The 14,162-nt window shown below is 61.1% G+C and carries 12 protein-coding genes; 7 read left to right on the forward strand and 5 right to left on the reverse strand.

Annotation, left to right across the window (positions count from 1 at the left end; genetic code table 11):
• Position 1 precedes the first annotated feature (1 nt).
• Together Q0K10_RS11360 and Q0K10_RS11365 are read right to left on the reverse strand one after the other, a co-directional pair.
• Complete coding sequence (locus Q0K10_RS11360; RefSeq protein WP_294507080.1) at positions 2-985, reverse strand: ROK family protein; 984 nt, start codon at positions 983-985, stop codon at positions 2-4.
• 19 nt (positions 986-1,004) lie between these two features.
• On the reverse strand, positions 1,005-1,997 hold the full coding sequence (locus tag Q0K10_RS11365) for an ROK family protein (RefSeq protein ID WP_294507082.1): 993 nt from the start codon (positions 1,995-1,997) through the stop codon (positions 1,005-1,007).
• Between the two features lie 113 nt (positions 1,998-2,110).
• Here Q0K10_RS11365 and Q0K10_RS11370 point away from each other — a divergent pair, with 113 nt between their 5' ends.
• The 6 genes from Q0K10_RS11370 to Q0K10_RS11395 all read left to right on the forward strand — a co-directional run bounded on the left by Q0K10_RS11370 (position 2,111) and on the right by Q0K10_RS11395 (position 8,216).
• Positions 2,111-2,905: a MotA/TolQ/ExbB proton channel family protein gene (locus tag Q0K10_RS11370; RefSeq protein WP_294507084.1), complete on the forward strand. Its 795-nt coding sequence runs from the start codon at positions 2,111-2,113 to the stop codon at positions 2,903-2,905.
• A complete protein-coding gene (locus tag Q0K10_RS11375) occupies positions 2,902-3,312 on the forward strand; it encodes a biopolymer transporter ExbD (RefSeq protein WP_294507086.1) in 411 nt (136 codons plus the stop codon). Before Q0K10_RS11370 ends, Q0K10_RS11375 begins: the two co-directional genes overlap by 4 nt.
• On the forward strand, positions 3,313-4,233 hold the full coding sequence (locus tag Q0K10_RS11380; RefSeq protein ID WP_294507089.1) for a TonB family protein: 921 nt from the start codon (positions 3,313-3,315) through the stop codon (positions 4,231-4,233).
• Positions 4,234-4,388: 155 nt separating this feature from the next.
• The gene (locus Q0K10_RS11385) at positions 4,389-5,468 is read left to right on the forward strand and encodes a hypothetical protein (RefSeq protein ID WP_294507091.1); all 1,080 of its coding nucleotides are present in this window, start codon (positions 4,389-4,391) and stop codon (positions 5,466-5,468) included.
• Positions 5,469-5,583: 115 nt separating this feature from the next.
• Positions 5,584-7,758 (forward strand): ATP-dependent RecD-like DNA helicase, encoded by a 2,175-nt coding sequence (locus Q0K10_RS11390; protein WP_294507094.1) that lies wholly within the window; start codon positions 5,584-5,586, stop codon positions 7,756-7,758.
• 143 nt (positions 7,759-7,901) lie between these two features.
• Positions 7,902-8,216: a hypothetical protein gene (locus tag Q0K10_RS11395; RefSeq protein ID WP_294507096.1), complete on the forward strand. Its 315-nt coding sequence runs from the start codon at positions 7,902-7,904 to the stop codon at positions 8,214-8,216.
• Positions 8,217-8,320: 104 nt separating this feature from the next.
• Here the strand turns inward: Q0K10_RS11395 and Q0K10_RS11400 are convergent, their stop codons facing one another.
• The 3 genes from Q0K10_RS11400 to Q0K10_RS11410 are packed head-to-tail and all read right to left on the reverse strand — an operon-like array spanning position 8,321 to position 12,836.
• On the reverse strand, positions 8,321-9,709 hold the full coding sequence (locus tag Q0K10_RS11400; RefSeq protein ID WP_294507098.1) for a dihydrolipoamide acetyltransferase family protein: 1,389 nt from the start codon (positions 9,707-9,709) through the stop codon (positions 8,321-8,323).
• Positions 9,710-9,734: 25 nt separating this feature from the next.
• Positions 9,735-12,032: a dehydrogenase E1 component subunit alpha/beta gene (locus Q0K10_RS11405; RefSeq protein WP_294507101.1), complete on the reverse strand. Its 2,298-nt coding sequence runs from the start codon at positions 12,030-12,032 to the stop codon at positions 9,735-9,737.
• 21 nt (positions 12,033-12,053) lie between these two features.
• A complete protein-coding gene (locus tag Q0K10_RS11410; RefSeq protein ID WP_294507103.1) occupies positions 12,054-12,836 on the reverse strand; it encodes a DeoR/GlpR family DNA-binding transcription regulator in 783 nt (260 codons plus the stop codon).
• 185 nt (positions 12,837-13,021) lie between these two features.
• Here Q0K10_RS11410 and Q0K10_RS11415 point away from each other — a divergent pair, with 185 nt between their 5' ends.
• Positions 13,022-14,086 carry a substrate-binding domain-containing protein gene (locus Q0K10_RS11415; protein WP_294507105.1) on the forward strand — a complete coding sequence of 355 codons (1,065 nt, stop codon included), beginning with the start codon at positions 13,022-13,024 and terminating at the stop codon, positions 14,084-14,086.
• Positions 14,087-14,162: the final 76 nt, after the last annotated feature.

Genomic DNA, 14,162 nt, shown 5'->3' on the forward strand with positions numbered 1-14,162 from the left:
GTCAGAACTCCCCGAGCGCCAGCGCCAGCGCCGCATAATCGCCGATCGCCTCGCCGAGAGCTGCCGGGACGACCCGGCACTGTGCGGCGGCGGCGGACAGCGCCTCTTCGGCGATGCTGCGCTCCATCGCCGGGCGCAGAAGCCTTTCCGACCGCGCGAAGATGCTGCCGATGACGATCCGCTCCGGGTTCAGGAGGTCGATCAGGAGAGCCAATCCGCGCCCGAGATAGCGTCCGCACTCCTCGTAGACGGCGAGTGCGAGCGGGTCGCCCGCCTCGGCCGCGTCGCCGACGATTTTCGCATTGAGTCCGGTCAGAGCGTCAATCGAAGCGCACCACGCGACTTTTTTCCCGAGCTGAAGCTGCTCGCGCGCCCGAATCGCCGCGAGCTGCGCAATGCCTCCGCCGGAGCAGAATCCCTCGAATGAGCCGCTCTTTCCGAATCCGACCGGCCCGACCGGGGCGAGACGGATGTGCCCGCACTCGCCCGCCGAGTCGCCGATTCCGCAGTAAAGTCTGCCGTCGAGGATCAATCCCGCGCCGAGCCCCGTCCCGAATGTCAGGAAAATCATGTTCCGCACGCCGCGTCCGGCTCCGAACCGCCACTCCGCGACCGCACAGGCATTCGCATCGTTCTGAAGCCGGACGGGAATCCCGAGCTCATGCTCGAGAATCTCCACCGCCGGAATCGCGTCCCATCCCGGCAGGTTCGGCGGAGAAAGGATGATTCCCCGACGACTGTCGAGCGGCCCTCCGCAGGAGACGCCGCACCCGCACACCGAATCGGGAGAAACGCCGCTCCGGACACAGAGCTCTCTCCCGGACCGGGCGAGCATTTCGAGACACGCCCGCGGACTCCCCGCCTCCGCCGTGGCGAACCGGTTTTTGCCGAGGATCTCAATCGTGCCGGCGGAATCCGCCGCCCCCAGAATGGCGGCACATTTGGTCCCGCCGATGTCAATACCGAGGAGATACTTCCGTTCCATGACAGCCTCTCACCGGGGGTCAGCCGCGTTTTTCTTCCTGTTCCTTCAGATAGTTCAGGGCGGCCGCGACGCCCGCATAGTAACCGATGTCGCGCCGCAACTCGGAGGAGACAAGTTCGCACGCCTCCATCGGCTCCTTCCAGCAGAACTGAGGCAGATACTTCTTGATCGGATCGGTGTAAAGGTCGCCGACCGCCCACGCGAGCGTGCCGAGCACAAGCCGCTCCGGATTGAACATGTTGATGAACATGCCGAACGCCTGCGCATTGCGCAGACTCATCTCATCCCAGAGCGCAACGGCGTAGGGATCGTTTGCGCGCACCGCCTTTTCGAGCGGGACCATGTCGATCGCATTCACATTGCCGCCGACGAGCTGCATGATCATGCTGTCGGGCCGGTCGCGGAGCTCCTCCTGCATGCGCTGGGCGAGCGCTCGACCGCCGGCATACGCCTCATAGCACCCCTTGAGGCCGCAGTTGCACTGACGTCCGCCGAGTTCAACGCAGATGTGTCCGAGCTCTCCGGCGCTGAGGGCGCGGCCGCCGCGGACCAGATGGTTCGCCGCGATGATGCCGCCGCCGATACCGGTGCTCATCGTAAGATAGATGAAATCCCGGCAGCCGCGGCCCGCGCCGAAAAACCATTCGGCCAGAGCGCCGCAGTTCGCATCGTTCTCAAAGCAGCCCGGCAGCTGCAGATTGTCACGCAGATACTGCAGAATCGGAACGTTGCGCCAGTGGCGGTTGTTGGTCGGGGCGGTCATGATGCCGTTGACCGGGTCGGCCGGGAACGGCGCGGAGATGCCGAATGCGGCGATCTGCTCCATCTTCAAACCCGCACCCGAAACGAGTTTCTTCGCCTCATCGACCATCTGCGGCAGAATGTCGTCAGGATAGGTGTCGACGTTTTCGATGCGCGCCTTGCCGAGAATCCGTCCTTCGCTCGAGCCGAGTCCGACTCCGATTTTGGTTCCGCCGACATCGAAACCGAGTACGAGTTTTTCCTGTGCCATGTTTTTTCTCCGTTTTTTTTGGATTTTATCGCAAGCATACATTTGCAGAATATAACCCCTGTATTATATTTTATAAAGGGTGCAGTTTCAACTTTCTCGGAGTTTTTTTCAATATGACGTCTTTTTCCCTCTTCCTCGCGGAGACTCCCGGAGTCTATTACGCATTTGAAAACAGCGATACGCTCGGCAAAAGCATCGTCGTCCTGCTGCTGGTGATTTCCACATTCACCTGGTCGGTCATGATCGAAAAAGGGATCTCGCTCTACCGGGCGCAGAAGCTGTCGCGCCAGTTCGTCGCCCGCTTCAAGTCGTCGAAAAACCGGAGCATCACGAGCCAGCAGCTGCTGCGAGAAGCCGCGGGCAACGCGAGTCCCGCCGCACAGATCTACAACCAGGGGGTTGAAAAACTTCTGGAGTTTTATGAAAGCGATCCGGCCACGTACAGCCGGACAACCGGGGTTGCGAACCGCCCGACCCGCCTCTCCGAAGCGCAGTACAATGCGATCGAAGCGGTGCTCATCAGCGAGGTTTCCGGTCAGGAAATCGAACTCGAAACGCGAATCGGCTTCCTCGCGACGATGGTCAGCGTGAGCCCGTTCCTCGGGCTGTTCGGAACGGTCTGGGGCGTCATGCTCGCGTTCTGCGGCATCGCGGCGGCGGGGAAATCGGATTTCTCGGCGCTGGCGCCGGGCGTGGCGGGTGCGCTGCTCACAACGGTCGCGGGTCTGATCGTGGCGATTCCCTCGCTCATCGGATACAATCTGCTCACCTCGACGGTGCGCAACATCGCCACACAGCTCGACAACTTCTCAGATGAATTCATGGCGCGGGTCAAGCTCGAACAGCTGAGCATCGCAAAGGAAATGGCCAGAGAAGCCGCCGAACGCGCCGGGGAGGCCGCCGAATGAGAGGCCGCCGCAAAAGACGGCAGATGGCTGCCATCGACCAGATCAACGTCACGCCGCTCCTGGACCTGACGTTCCTGCTGCTCATCGTTTTTATGATTACGATGCCGCTTATGGAATACGGCACGAACATCTCCCCGCCGGAGATGAACAGCGACAAACTTCCGGAGGACAACTTCAAAAGCGTGACGCTCACGAAAAACGGCACGATCGAATTCGACAAGGAGGTCGTGACCCGGGAGGAGCTGACTGCGTATCTCACCCGGCTCAAGGAAAACGCGCCGAAGACCCAGCTTCTGCTGCGGGCAGACGGCTCCCGTACCTATAACGACGTCATTGAACTCATGGCGCTGATCCGCCATGCCGGATTTGATGACGTATCACTCGTCACCCAGGCGGAGGGGAAATAGATGAGAGAACTGACTGTCGCCCCACCGCTGCGGACGGGAGAGGCCGGGCCGCTGACCTCCCGGAAACTGCGCTGCACGATCGGCGTGCAGGTCGTTCTCATCCACTGCCTGGTGATCTTCGGGCCGCTCGGGCTGGTGCTCTACCAGAACTGGCGTTCGCCGCAGGAGAGCGCATTCAAGGTGAAGCTCATCGGGCCGCTCTCGACCGGGGAGGAGGTCGGGCCGCCGTCGCGCCTGCGCCCGGTGGAAAACGCCTCTCCGGAACCGCCGGCGCCATCCATTCCCGCGCCGCCCGCGCCGCAGGTGCGGAAGCAGACTCCGGCCCCGCCGGTCGTCAAACCGCAGACGCGGAAGCCGACTCCAAACCCGCCGGTCGTCAAGCGGCAAACGCCGAAACCGACACCGAAACCGAAGCGGCAGACGACCAGACCGAAACAGCAGACCACCCGGAAAGTCAGCAAACCGTCCCGGCAGACCAGCAAGCCGCGGCAGCTCAGCGCGGCCGAACAGGTTGCGCTCGCGCGGGCGGCGGCGGAAAAACGCGGCGGCGGAAGCAACCGCAATCTCGCCGTGCCGATCGGTGACGCGGACCGGGCTCAGGCGTACGGGAAACAGAATAACGCCACCCCGGGCGGCGGCGCACAGGGGGAAGACCGCCGTTACTGGGACCGGCTCGGAAACTACATCAAGTCCCGCTGGTCGGAGCCGCCGGGGTCGCTGCTCGGGGATGCCCGCCCGCAGGTCACGATCCAGCTTTCGATCGCGGCCGACGGCCGGGTGACAAGCGCCAGAATCCTCGCCCGCAGCGGCAACGTTCCGATGGATGAATCGGTGCAGCGGCTGCTCGCGAATCTCGACCGGGTACCGGCTCCGAGCAACGGCAGCACGTCGGTTCAATTGATTCTGCGGACCGAAGATTGAGCGAAATTTTGGAAAAAGGCAGGAAAATCGCCGTTTTTTTCCAATATTTTTGCGGATTCGGCAGAGAAAAAGATTGAATTTCCGAAAAGCGGCGTTAAATTCTTCAGTGTGAGATTATGTTTTCGATTTGGACAGCCAGAATGAAAGGGTGAAAGATGGTCGATCCGGATAAAATCAATCAGGACAATGCTCCTGCCCAGGACAGCGACGATACCAAGACCAGAAAAACCGTGCGGCTGCGCCCCTCGGTGACACCGGCCGGGATCAACCTTACGCCGATGCCGAAGGCTCCGCTCACCGATCCGTTGAGCGGCCGGGACACCGACACCGGCAATCTTGAGGTCATGGAGGATACGCAGACCCGTCGAACCGTCAAGCTCAAACCGATCTCCACACAGACCGGCCCGGCCATACAGCCGAAGATTCCGGTTGTGCAGAAACCCGCCGGGGACGGGGCGAACACCCAGACCCGCAAAACGATCGTACTCAAGCCGACCGCCGTCTCTCCGGCCAGCGTGAAGATCGACGGCCCCACCGGTGCGGCACCGTCGGAATCCGACGACACCAAAACCCGCAAAACCGTGCGGCTGCGCCCCTCCGCCGTTACGCCGTCTCAGCTGAAAGTCGCCCCGGGTTCGGAGCCCGGTGAAACCGACATCGACAGCAGCGATACGATCAAAATCGCCCGCCCGGCCCGGCCCGGCGGGATGATCCCGCCGAAGGTTCCGCTTCCGGGGGCGAAACCGGCGGAGGCGTCGAAAGCGACCATGGTTCTGCCGGGACACGGACCGGCGGCGCCGCATCATCAGCCGGAAGGCGACCAGACGGCGCCATCCCATTCGCTTCCCGTTGCGAAACCGCTTCCGGCCGGGACACTGCGTCCGCAGGTGGCTCCGCAGCAGGCCACGCCGCAGGCTGTGCCTACGATCCCGACCCCCAAGAAGGACGAGGACGATCTGCAGCTCAAACCGGTCGGCAGCGCGAACTCCAAGCTGCCCGGTGGAGATTTGAAAACCGCGGAAGGCGAAAAGGCGGAAGTGAAAAAGGAAGAGCCCGTCATGCCGGCGAAGCCCAAGGCGGCTCCGGGAGTTGATGCGCCTTCCAGGCTCTATCTCGTGCTGGCGGCGGTCAGTCTCGTGCTGATCGCGGTGACGGTGACGCTGACCACGGTTCAGTATCTGAACATCTGGGAAAAGCAGAACATCACGCTGCCGCTTGCGCCGTACGCGAAGTGACTCCATGAGAACTCCGATTCCCTCCGGTGCGACGGTACCGGGGGGGATTTTTTTATTCCAGCCACCAGAAACACGATGATGGTTTCCGCATGAATTCCTACCGCCGGATACACGAATGAACGAACCGCAGGCACAACAACACGCGACGCTGCGCGGAGAGATCACCCGGGTCGTTTTCGAGAACGAGGACGGCTCGTTCGCCGTCATCCGGGTTCGCGAACCGGGCAGCCGGGAATACGCAGTGTGCGGGCCGGTCGCGGGGGTGGTTGCCGGGCAGGAGATCGAAGTCGAGGGGGTCTGGGAGCAGCACGCGGAATTCGGGCGCCAGCTCCGGGCCGGACAGTTCCGGATCATCCTGCCGAGCACTCCGGAGGGACTCAAACGATATCTGAGTTCCGGCGTGATTCCCGGGATCGGGCCGAAAACCGCCGCCCTGATCGTCGACCATTTCGGAGCAAAAACCCTCTCGATGCTCGACGCGGGGGAGGCACAGCTCAAAGCCATTCCCGGAATCGGACCGAAAAAAGCCGAGGCGATCGCGCGCGTCTGGCGGGAATCCGCCGCCCGGCGGGACAGTTACATTTTCCTGCAGGGGCTCGGCATCACTCCGGCTTTCTGCGCACGGCTCTTCAAGCGGTACGGCGAAGCCGCGCCGCAGATGGTGAAGACGAACCCCTACCGGCTCGCGGAGGAGGTCGACGGGATCGGATTCCTGAAGGCCGATGAAATCGCCAAATCCCTCGGGATTCCCCGGGACTCCATTCCGCGTCTGACCGCTGCAGCCGTGCACAGCCTCAACGGCATGATTGCGAACGGTGACGTCTGCTGTCCGTTTGAGACACTCGTGACCGCGACCGCGGAACTTGCGGACGAACCGCCCGAACGTGCCCGACTCGGCATCGAGGCGGCAGTGGAGCGCCGTCTTCTGCGAATCATGGACGGGGAGATCTACACGCCGCGGCTCGCCCGCGCGGAAACGGAACTGCCGACGCTTGTGGCGCGCCTTGCGATGTCGGAAGATTTCGCGGGGAAGAAACTCCGCCCCGTCGCGGGGAGCCGTCTCACCCTGAACGCCGAACAGAAGCTCGCCGTCGAACGGGTCAACGCATCCGCACTGAGCATCATCACCGGAGGTCCCGGCGTCGGCAAAACCACCGTGGTCGGCGAAATCGTCCGCCGTGCGCAGAAAGCGAATCTGAAAATCGCGCTCGCGGCGCCGACCGGACGTGCGGCAAAACGGCTTTCCGAATCGACCGGAGTCGCGGCTCAGACGCTGCATCGGCTGCTCCAGTACGATCCGGCGACCAACCAGTTCAACAGCAATGCCGACTCTCCGCTGAACTGTGATCTGCTGATCGTTGACGAGATTTCGATGCTTGATATTCTGCTTGCGCAGGCGCTGTTCCGGGCAATTCCGCCGGGGAGTTCGGTCGTTCTTGTAGGCGACCGGGATCAGCTTCCCTCGGTCGGTCCGGGGACGGTGCTCTCCAGTTTCATCGAATCGCGATGGTTCCTCGTGACGGAACTCACGCAGATCTTCCGGCAGGCGGAAAACAGCCGGATCATCGTGAACGCCCATCGCGTGAACCACGGACAAATGCCGGAAAAACCGCAGATGCGCAACGGCGAACTTCTGGATTTCTACTGGATCGAACAGGACGACCCGGAGAAGGCGCTCTCGATCATCGAAAAACTCGTCTCGGACCGGATTCCGGCCCGGTTCGGGTTCGATCCCGTCGACGACATTCAAATCCTGACCCCGATGAACCGGGGCCTCTGCGGAACCGCCGCAATCAACGAACGGATCGAAGCCTTGCTGAATCCTCAGGAACAGCGGCAGTTCAAGTTCGGCGAGCGCGTGTTCAAATGTGGTGACAAGGTCATGCAGATCACGAACAACTACGACAAGGGCGTGTTCAACGGCGACCTCGGGCGGCTCGCCCGGATCGATGTTCCCGCAAAAAAGTTCAGCGTGCTCTTCGACGGGCCGCACACCGTCACCTATCACTTCGACGAAGCCGACCAGATCACGCACGCCTACGCCGTGACCGTCCACAAATCGCAGGGAAGCGAATTCCCGGTTGTGATCCTGCCGTTTCTGAGCCAGCATTACATGATGCTGCAGCGGAATCTGCTCTACACGGCCATGACCAGAGCAAAGAAACTGCTGATTCTGGTCGGCAGCCGCCGGGCGGTTCAGCTTGCAGTGGAGAATGCGCGGCTCGAACCGCGATCGACGCTGCTCACGCGCCGGCTTCTGGAAAAACGGCACGAACTGCTGCGGAAATGAGCGGAACAGAGCACTGCCGTCATTTTGCCGCGTCTCGACTTGCTTTTTCCGGAATCGATGTTACCTTATAGAAGAAAAGGTTACCATTTCCGATATCGGCGCCGGCCGATTCCGGCAGCATCTGCAACAGAGGGGGCTATTTTATGAAGAAACTGATGATCATCGGCGGCATCGCTGCGGCGGTTCTGGTTGCGGCGGGAGTTCTGACTTCGCTGCCCGCGCAGGCGGACAGCAGCAGCGATTCGCAGCTCTTCAACGCGGGCCGCTATGCTCTCGTCGCGGCGGAGGTCGATACTCTGACTCTGCAGCAGGGAGTCGGCAACGAACAGCAGGTCGTCCTGAAGATCGACACCGTCACCGGCCAGGTGTGGGTGCTGCAAATCACCTCCGGCGGTCCGAACAACGCCCAGGTCACCAACGCGACCTGGCAGCCGGTCACCGACATGCAGCAGCAGTAAATTCCGCCATTCGAAAACGCCGACGCACGACCGCGCCGGCGTTTTTTTTGCATGAAAAAACCCGGGCGGCGGAAAACCACCCGGGAATCGGAACAAACCGTCGTTCAGATCAGGGAGTCCCAGAGCGAAGCATCCTCAAGTTTGGCGCGGATGCAGTTCGCAAATGCGGCGGCCATCGCTCCGTCGACGATGCGGTGGTCGGCGGAAACCGTGATCTTCATGATGTCGCGAACAACGATTTCGCCGTCGCGCACGACCGGGGTCGGAATGCAGCTCGCGACCGCGAGAATCGCACTCTCGCCCGGATTCACGATCGCCTGGAAGCTCTCGACGTTCATCATGCCCATGTTCGAAATCGTGAAGGTTCCGCCTTTCATTTCATCCGGCGTGAGCTTGCCCGCGCGCGCCTTTTCGGCGAGTTCACCCGATTCGGCCTGAATCTCGTCGAGCCCCTTGCGGTCGGCGTTCGCGATAACCGGCACCACGAGCCCGTTGTCGACCGACACGGCCATGCCGATGTTGACCTTCGACTTCTGCGAAACCGAAACGCCGTCGCAGAAGGCGTTCACATTCGGAAACTCCTTGAGCGCCAGTGCGACCGCCTTGATGATAAAGACGTTGACGGAGAGGTTGATTCCCCCGGCCTTCAGCTTGCGGCGTTTCTCCATGAGGTCGCTCATATCCACCGCGACCGTGACGTAAAAGTGCGGAATCGTCTGCTTGGCCTGGGTCAGCCGCTGGGCGATGACCTTGCGCATCGTATTGAACGGCTTCGGACGTTCGGCGATCGCGGCCTTCACGTCGGCGATCGTAATACGGCCGCCCTCCCCCGTTCCTTCGAGTTCGGTCATCTCAAGTTTCGCCTCGGCGGCGAGGTTCAGAGCCACCGGCGTGATCTTCCGCTGGAAATATCCGGTCGACTCGAGATAGTTCTTCACATCCTGCTCGGTCACGCGAACGCCCGCGGCGGGAACTTTCGCGACGTCGATCAGGTAATCCGCCGCAAATTTCTTCGCTCGCGGCGAGACCGGCTTCTTCGCCGGAGCCGCCGCCTTCGGAGCCGGAGCCGGAGGCGGAATCACCGGAGCCGGAGCCGGAGCCACGGGCGCAGCCGGGGCTGACGCTTTCGGCGCAGGCGCTGCCGGGGCCGCAGGAGCAGGCGCGGGCGCGGGAGCGGGAGCCGCAGGAGCAGGCGTGGGCGTGAGCGCGGGAGCGGGAGCCGCCGCGAGCATCTCGGCCGGAACCGCTTCGCCGGGCTCTCCGACAATCGCGGCGGTCGTGGTCATGACCGGGACCTCAACGCCGACCGGGGTCACGATCTTCAGGATCGTCCCCTCGAACTGGGATTCGACTTCGAGCACGGCCTTGTCGGTCTCAACCTCGAAGAGGACATCGCCCTTCTTGATCTTGTCGCCCTCCTTGACCCGCCACGAGGCGATGGTCACGGTCTCCTCGGACTGTCCGAGTTTCGGAACGGGAATTCTGGTCGCCATGATGTGTACCTCCTGTTCCGTTCGATCAGTACAGTTTCTTCACGGCCGCGACGATGTCGGCAACCGAGGGGAGGAACGCCGCTTCAAGCGAATACGCCTGTGGCGCGATGCCGTTCTTCGCACCGACCTTCAGCACCGGAGCGTCGAGGTAGTCGAAGCAGTTCGCCACGACCTGCGAGACGATCTCGCCCGTGAAGCTGCCGATGTCGACGCACTGGCTCACGACCACACAGCGCCCGGTCTTGCGCACCGAGGCGAACACCGCCTCGGAGTCGAACGGCACGAGCGTACGCGGATCGATCACCTCAGCGGAAATTCCTTCCGCCGCCAGCTGATCGGCCGCCTTGAGCGCATCCGCGACCGCCGGACCCCATGCGACGATCGTCACATCCGACCCTTCGCGCACGACGTTCGCCACGCCGAATGGAACCGTGTACTCCTCTTCCGGAACCACCCCCTTCACGTTATAGAGCAGCTGCCCTTCGACGAAAACCACCGGATTGTTCGTACGGACGGCAGTCTTGATCATTCCTTTCGCATCGTAAGGATTCGAGGGATACGCGACGTAAGTCCCCGGAATGTGCGCGAACATCGACTCGAGCGACTGCGAATGCTGCCCGCCGTACCCCTTGCCGCCGCCGACGCTGCAGCGCACCACGAGCGGAACCTCCGTCGAAGCACCGGTCATGTAGTGCCACTTCGCGGCCTGGTTCGAGATCTGGTCGGAGGACATCAGCGCGAAATCCATGTACATCAGCTCCGCCACCGGGCGGTAGCCGGTCATCGCCATGCCGACCGCCGCGCCGCAGATGCACGCCTCGGAGATCGGAGTGTTGAAAACCCGGTCGCGTCCGAACGCCTCGAGCATTCCCTTCGAGAGCTTGAACGCGCCGCCGTACTCCGCGACGTCCTCACCGAAGAGCACGACCCGCTTGTCACGCGCCATCTCTTCACAGAGTCCCTCCTTGATCGCATCGCGGTAGGTGACCATGCCGTTCGCATCGCGCCTGGCGCGCGGCAGCGGCTCATAGAGTTTCGGAGAGGCATAAGCCGCCGGAACGACTTCGCTGTCGGTATCGGTGTACATGTATTTGATCACGTCGGCCGGATCGGGATCGGCGGCGTCGGCGGCGCGACGGGCGGCGCGGGCGTTCCGCGCGGCGACCTTCGCCTCAAGCGCGCTCAACTCCTTCTCGTTCATAATTTTCGCTTCGAGCAGACGCGCCCGGAACGTCGCGACCGGATCGACCTCTTTCCAACGCGCCTCCTCCTCGCGGGTGCGGTATTCATTACGCGGGTCCGAGAGCGAATGGCCGTAGTAACGATACGTGTCGAACTCAAGCAGGACCGGACCCTCGCCCTTTGCGATGAGCGCCTTCGCGCGGGCAATCGCGTCGCGGACGGCGAGGATATCCATGCCATTCACGATCTCCGCGTGCATGTTGTCATTGTCGAATCCGGCGCCGCGCCGCGCGAGATGGTCGACGCCGGTCACTTCGCCGTCGGCGCGTCCGGTCATGCCGTAGTGATTGTTGATGAGGCAGTAGATGATCGGCAGTCCGAAATCGGTCTCGGCCAGATCCCCCCGGAACTGATCCTGGCTCGCCCAGTTCAGCGCCTCAAGCACGACGCCGTTCGAATAGGCGCCGTCCCCCGCAAACGAGCAGACGACACGCCCCTTCATCGAATCCTCGATGCGGCAGGTCATCGCCGCGCCGGTCGCAATCGGGATGCCGCCGCCGACGATCGCATTCGCGCCGAGGTGGCCGACGCGGAAGTCCGCGATGTGCATGCCGCCGCCGCGTCCCTTGCCGTACCCCTCCTCCTTGCCGAAAAGCTCGGCGATCGTGCGGAAGACGTGATCCTCCAGAACCGCCTCGCGCAACTCTTCGCCGGAGAGGGTTGCGAATTCCGGGCAGCGTTCGTGCAGTTCGGCTTCGGTCATGCGCTTGATCGCATGGAATCCCTTCGCGATCGAGTCGCCGTGCCCGCGGTGCGTACTAGTGATGAGGTCCGTGATGTTCAGCATCGAGCAGACGCCGGCGGCGGTCGCCTCCTGGCCGATGGAGAGGTGGGTCGGTCCGCGGTAGTTGTAGTCGCTGATGACCTCGTAAGCACCCGTGCGGCATTTGTTGATCATATCCTCGAATTCGCGGATCACGAGCATCGACTCGTAAAGTTCGGCGGCTTCGGCTTTGGAAATCTCTTTGGCTTTGTACTCCTCGGCCAGCGTCTTCGAGAATGTGTAGGCGGGAATCGGCTTGAGTCGGATGGTTGTCTTGCGGAAATCGGGGCCACGGTCGGAGAGATAGTTGTTCGCCATTTTGCTTTCCTCTGGTTGGTGTTATGCCATTATGAGTTTGATCTTATTTTTCTTCAATATCTTCTGCAGTTCAGACGGAGCGCCGGAATCGGTCACGACGATGTCGAAGTCATCGAGTTTCCCCGCTTCGACGAGCGATGTGCGCCCGAACTTTCCGGAGTCAGCCAGCAGAATCGCCTGCTCCGCGCGGCCGAGGATCAATTTCTTCGTGAACGCCTCGCCCGGATCGGTGGTGGAGACGCCGGACGCCGTGAGCCCGATCGTGCCGAAAAACGCCTTGCCGATGTGCAGCGCCTCCCCGATCGGAGAGGTCAGCGGCCCGACCAGCGTGCGCGAAAGCGGTCGGAACTCTCCTCCGAGCAGGATGAGTTTGTGTCCTGACTCCATGAGTTCAGCCGCGGCCATGAGGGAATTCGTCACGACGGTCAGTTCGCGGCGACTCTCGAGTTTGCGCGCAAGTGCGAGGACGGTGCTGCCGCCGTCGAGGTAAACCGAGTCACCATTCTCGATGAGCCCGAGCGCGGCCTCGGCAATGCGCTCCTTCTCATCGGCGCGCAACGTGGCCTTCTCGTGAAACAGCAACTCGCGTTTTGTCCCCTCGTCGACTCTCACCGCGCCGCCGTGCACGCGCTGAAGTTCGCCGCGCTGTTCGAGTGTGCGCAGATCGCGCCGCACGGTCGCCTCGGAGACCTGCAGCGTTGCCGCCAGTTCCGAGATCGTCCGGACCCCGTTCCCGAGCGCCTCCAGGATCAAAGCCTCGCGCTCCGGGGTAAGCAGTTTTCGATTGTTCCCATGACTGATCATGTTTATATTGTATCACATTTTTTTATTTTTGCAAGTTTATGAAAGAATTTGACAAATTTTTTCATTTTCCGGTCCCAAAAGATTCTCGCACAGAAAAAAATTTCAAAAAAATCATGCACAGTTATCGTGCAAAGTGTGCATTTTCGGTATAATATGGGTGAAGGCCAACTTGGAATGTACAGATTATGAGACTGGAACCGCAAATTGAAACTCTGTATCAGACCCTGAACCGGGAACTCGACAACTTTCCGGCCGGGACGAAATTTTATTCCGTACGGAAGCTCATGGACAAGTTCAAGTGCCATCGCGGTGTGCTGGACGAGGTGCTCGAACGTCTGGAGGCGAATCAGCTGATCGACCGGATACCGCAAGTGGGCATTTTCAGCAGCGTGACCCGCCGCCCGAACGCGCGCAAAGTGCTGCTCGTAATGCCGGACTGGCCGGGGGAAGTGTGCCGGGAATGGCGCCGAAAAGCATGCGCCTATGCGGACTCGCATGAAAGATGGCAGTTGAAAGAGGTCATAATGCCCCCAGACCGGAATACGATTCAGTTTCTTTCGACCGAAAACTTCGATGCGGCCATCATTCAAATGCCGAGTTCAAACATCTCCCGCGAAGAGATGAAATTCCTGGCGGAACTGTCGATTCCGACTGTACTGCTGAACGTCGATACCGGTAGTTTTTCCGTCAGCAATGTTCACTCCGATGATGCTGACGGCGCGATTCAGGCCTGCACCTATCTGTACCGACATGGACATCAGAAAATTGCAATTCTGCAAAGCGAACCGCACACTCGGGCGACGGAAAAACTTGTTGCAGCATTTTCGCACGTTGCCGAACTCTTCAACATGGAGTTGACTCATATCGACTGCATGACAGTCAGTGGTGAATTTGCACAGCATCGCGCCTACCTCGGCATGAAACGTTTCCTGACGGAACATGATGGCCAGATCAACTTCACCGCCGTTTACAGTCTCTATGGCGAGAGTGCCCCGGGGATCATGGCCGCACTGCGGGAGTTCGGCTGCGAGTTGCCTGATGATGTCAGTATCATGGCACACTCAACCGAACAAATCGGCCGGTTCTACCATCCGGCGTTGACCGCCGTCTGCGCAGACATCGGCGCGGAAGTCGAAGCGGCATTCACCGGAATCGCCGCGATCCTCGACAGGCAGAAGGATTATTTCAAGTTCGAAATTCCGATGAAGCTCATCGAACGGGATTCCGTAAAAAATTTAACTTTACCATAAGAAAGGAGATGGTATGATAAATAGCTGACGTTCGCGGTTTCTGCTTGCGGCGTGTAATTTATGGCGATTAACTTAC

This window comes from uncultured Victivallis sp. (assembly GCF_944391105.1).
Taxonomy (GTDB): Bacteria; Verrucomicrobiota; Lentisphaeria; order Victivallales; family Victivallaceae; genus Victivallis.

Bases quoted from the DNA above. Each gene is read 5' to 3' on its own strand.
- Q0K10_RS11360 (WP_294507080.1), bottom strand. From the start codon at position 985: ATGGAACGGAAGTATCTCCTCGGTATTGACATCGGCGGGACCAAATGT.
- Q0K10_RS11365 (WP_294507082.1), bottom strand. From the start codon at position 1,997: ATGGCACAGGAAAAACTCGTACTCGGTTTCGATGTCGGCGGAACCAAA.
- Q0K10_RS11370 (WP_294507084.1), top strand. From the start codon at position 2,111: ATGACGTCTTTTTCCCTCTTCCTCGCGGAGACTCCCGGAGTCTATTAC.
- Q0K10_RS11375 (WP_294507086.1), top strand. From the start codon at position 2,902: ATGAGAGGCCGCCGCAAAAGACGGCAGATGGCTGCCATCGACCAGATC.
- Q0K10_RS11380 (WP_294507089.1), top strand. From the start codon at position 3,313: ATGAGAGAACTGACTGTCGCCCCACCGCTGCGGACGGGAGAGGCCGGG.
- Q0K10_RS11385 (WP_294507091.1), top strand. From the start codon at position 4,389: ATGGTCGATCCGGATAAAATCAATCAGGACAATGCTCCTGCCCAGGAC.
- Q0K10_RS11390 (WP_294507094.1), top strand. From the start codon at position 5,584: ATGAACGAACCGCAGGCACAACAACACGCGACGCTGCGCGGAGAGATC.
- Q0K10_RS11395 (WP_294507096.1), top strand. From the start codon at position 7,902: ATGAAGAAACTGATGATCATCGGCGGCATCGCTGCGGCGGTTCTGGTT.
- Q0K10_RS11400 (WP_294507098.1), bottom strand. From the start codon at position 9,709: ATGGCGACCAGAATTCCCGTTCCGAAACTCGGACAGTCCGAGGAGACC.
- Q0K10_RS11405 (WP_294507101.1), bottom strand. From the start codon at position 12,032: ATGGCGAACAACTATCTCTCCGACCGTGGCCCCGATTTCCGCAAGACA.
- Q0K10_RS11410 (WP_294507103.1), bottom strand. From the start codon at position 12,836: ATGATCAGTCATGGGAACAATCGAAAACTGCTTACCCCGGAGCGCGAG.
- Q0K10_RS11415 (WP_294507105.1), top strand. From the start codon at position 13,022: ATGAGACTGGAACCGCAAATTGAAACTCTGTATCAGACCCTGAACCGG.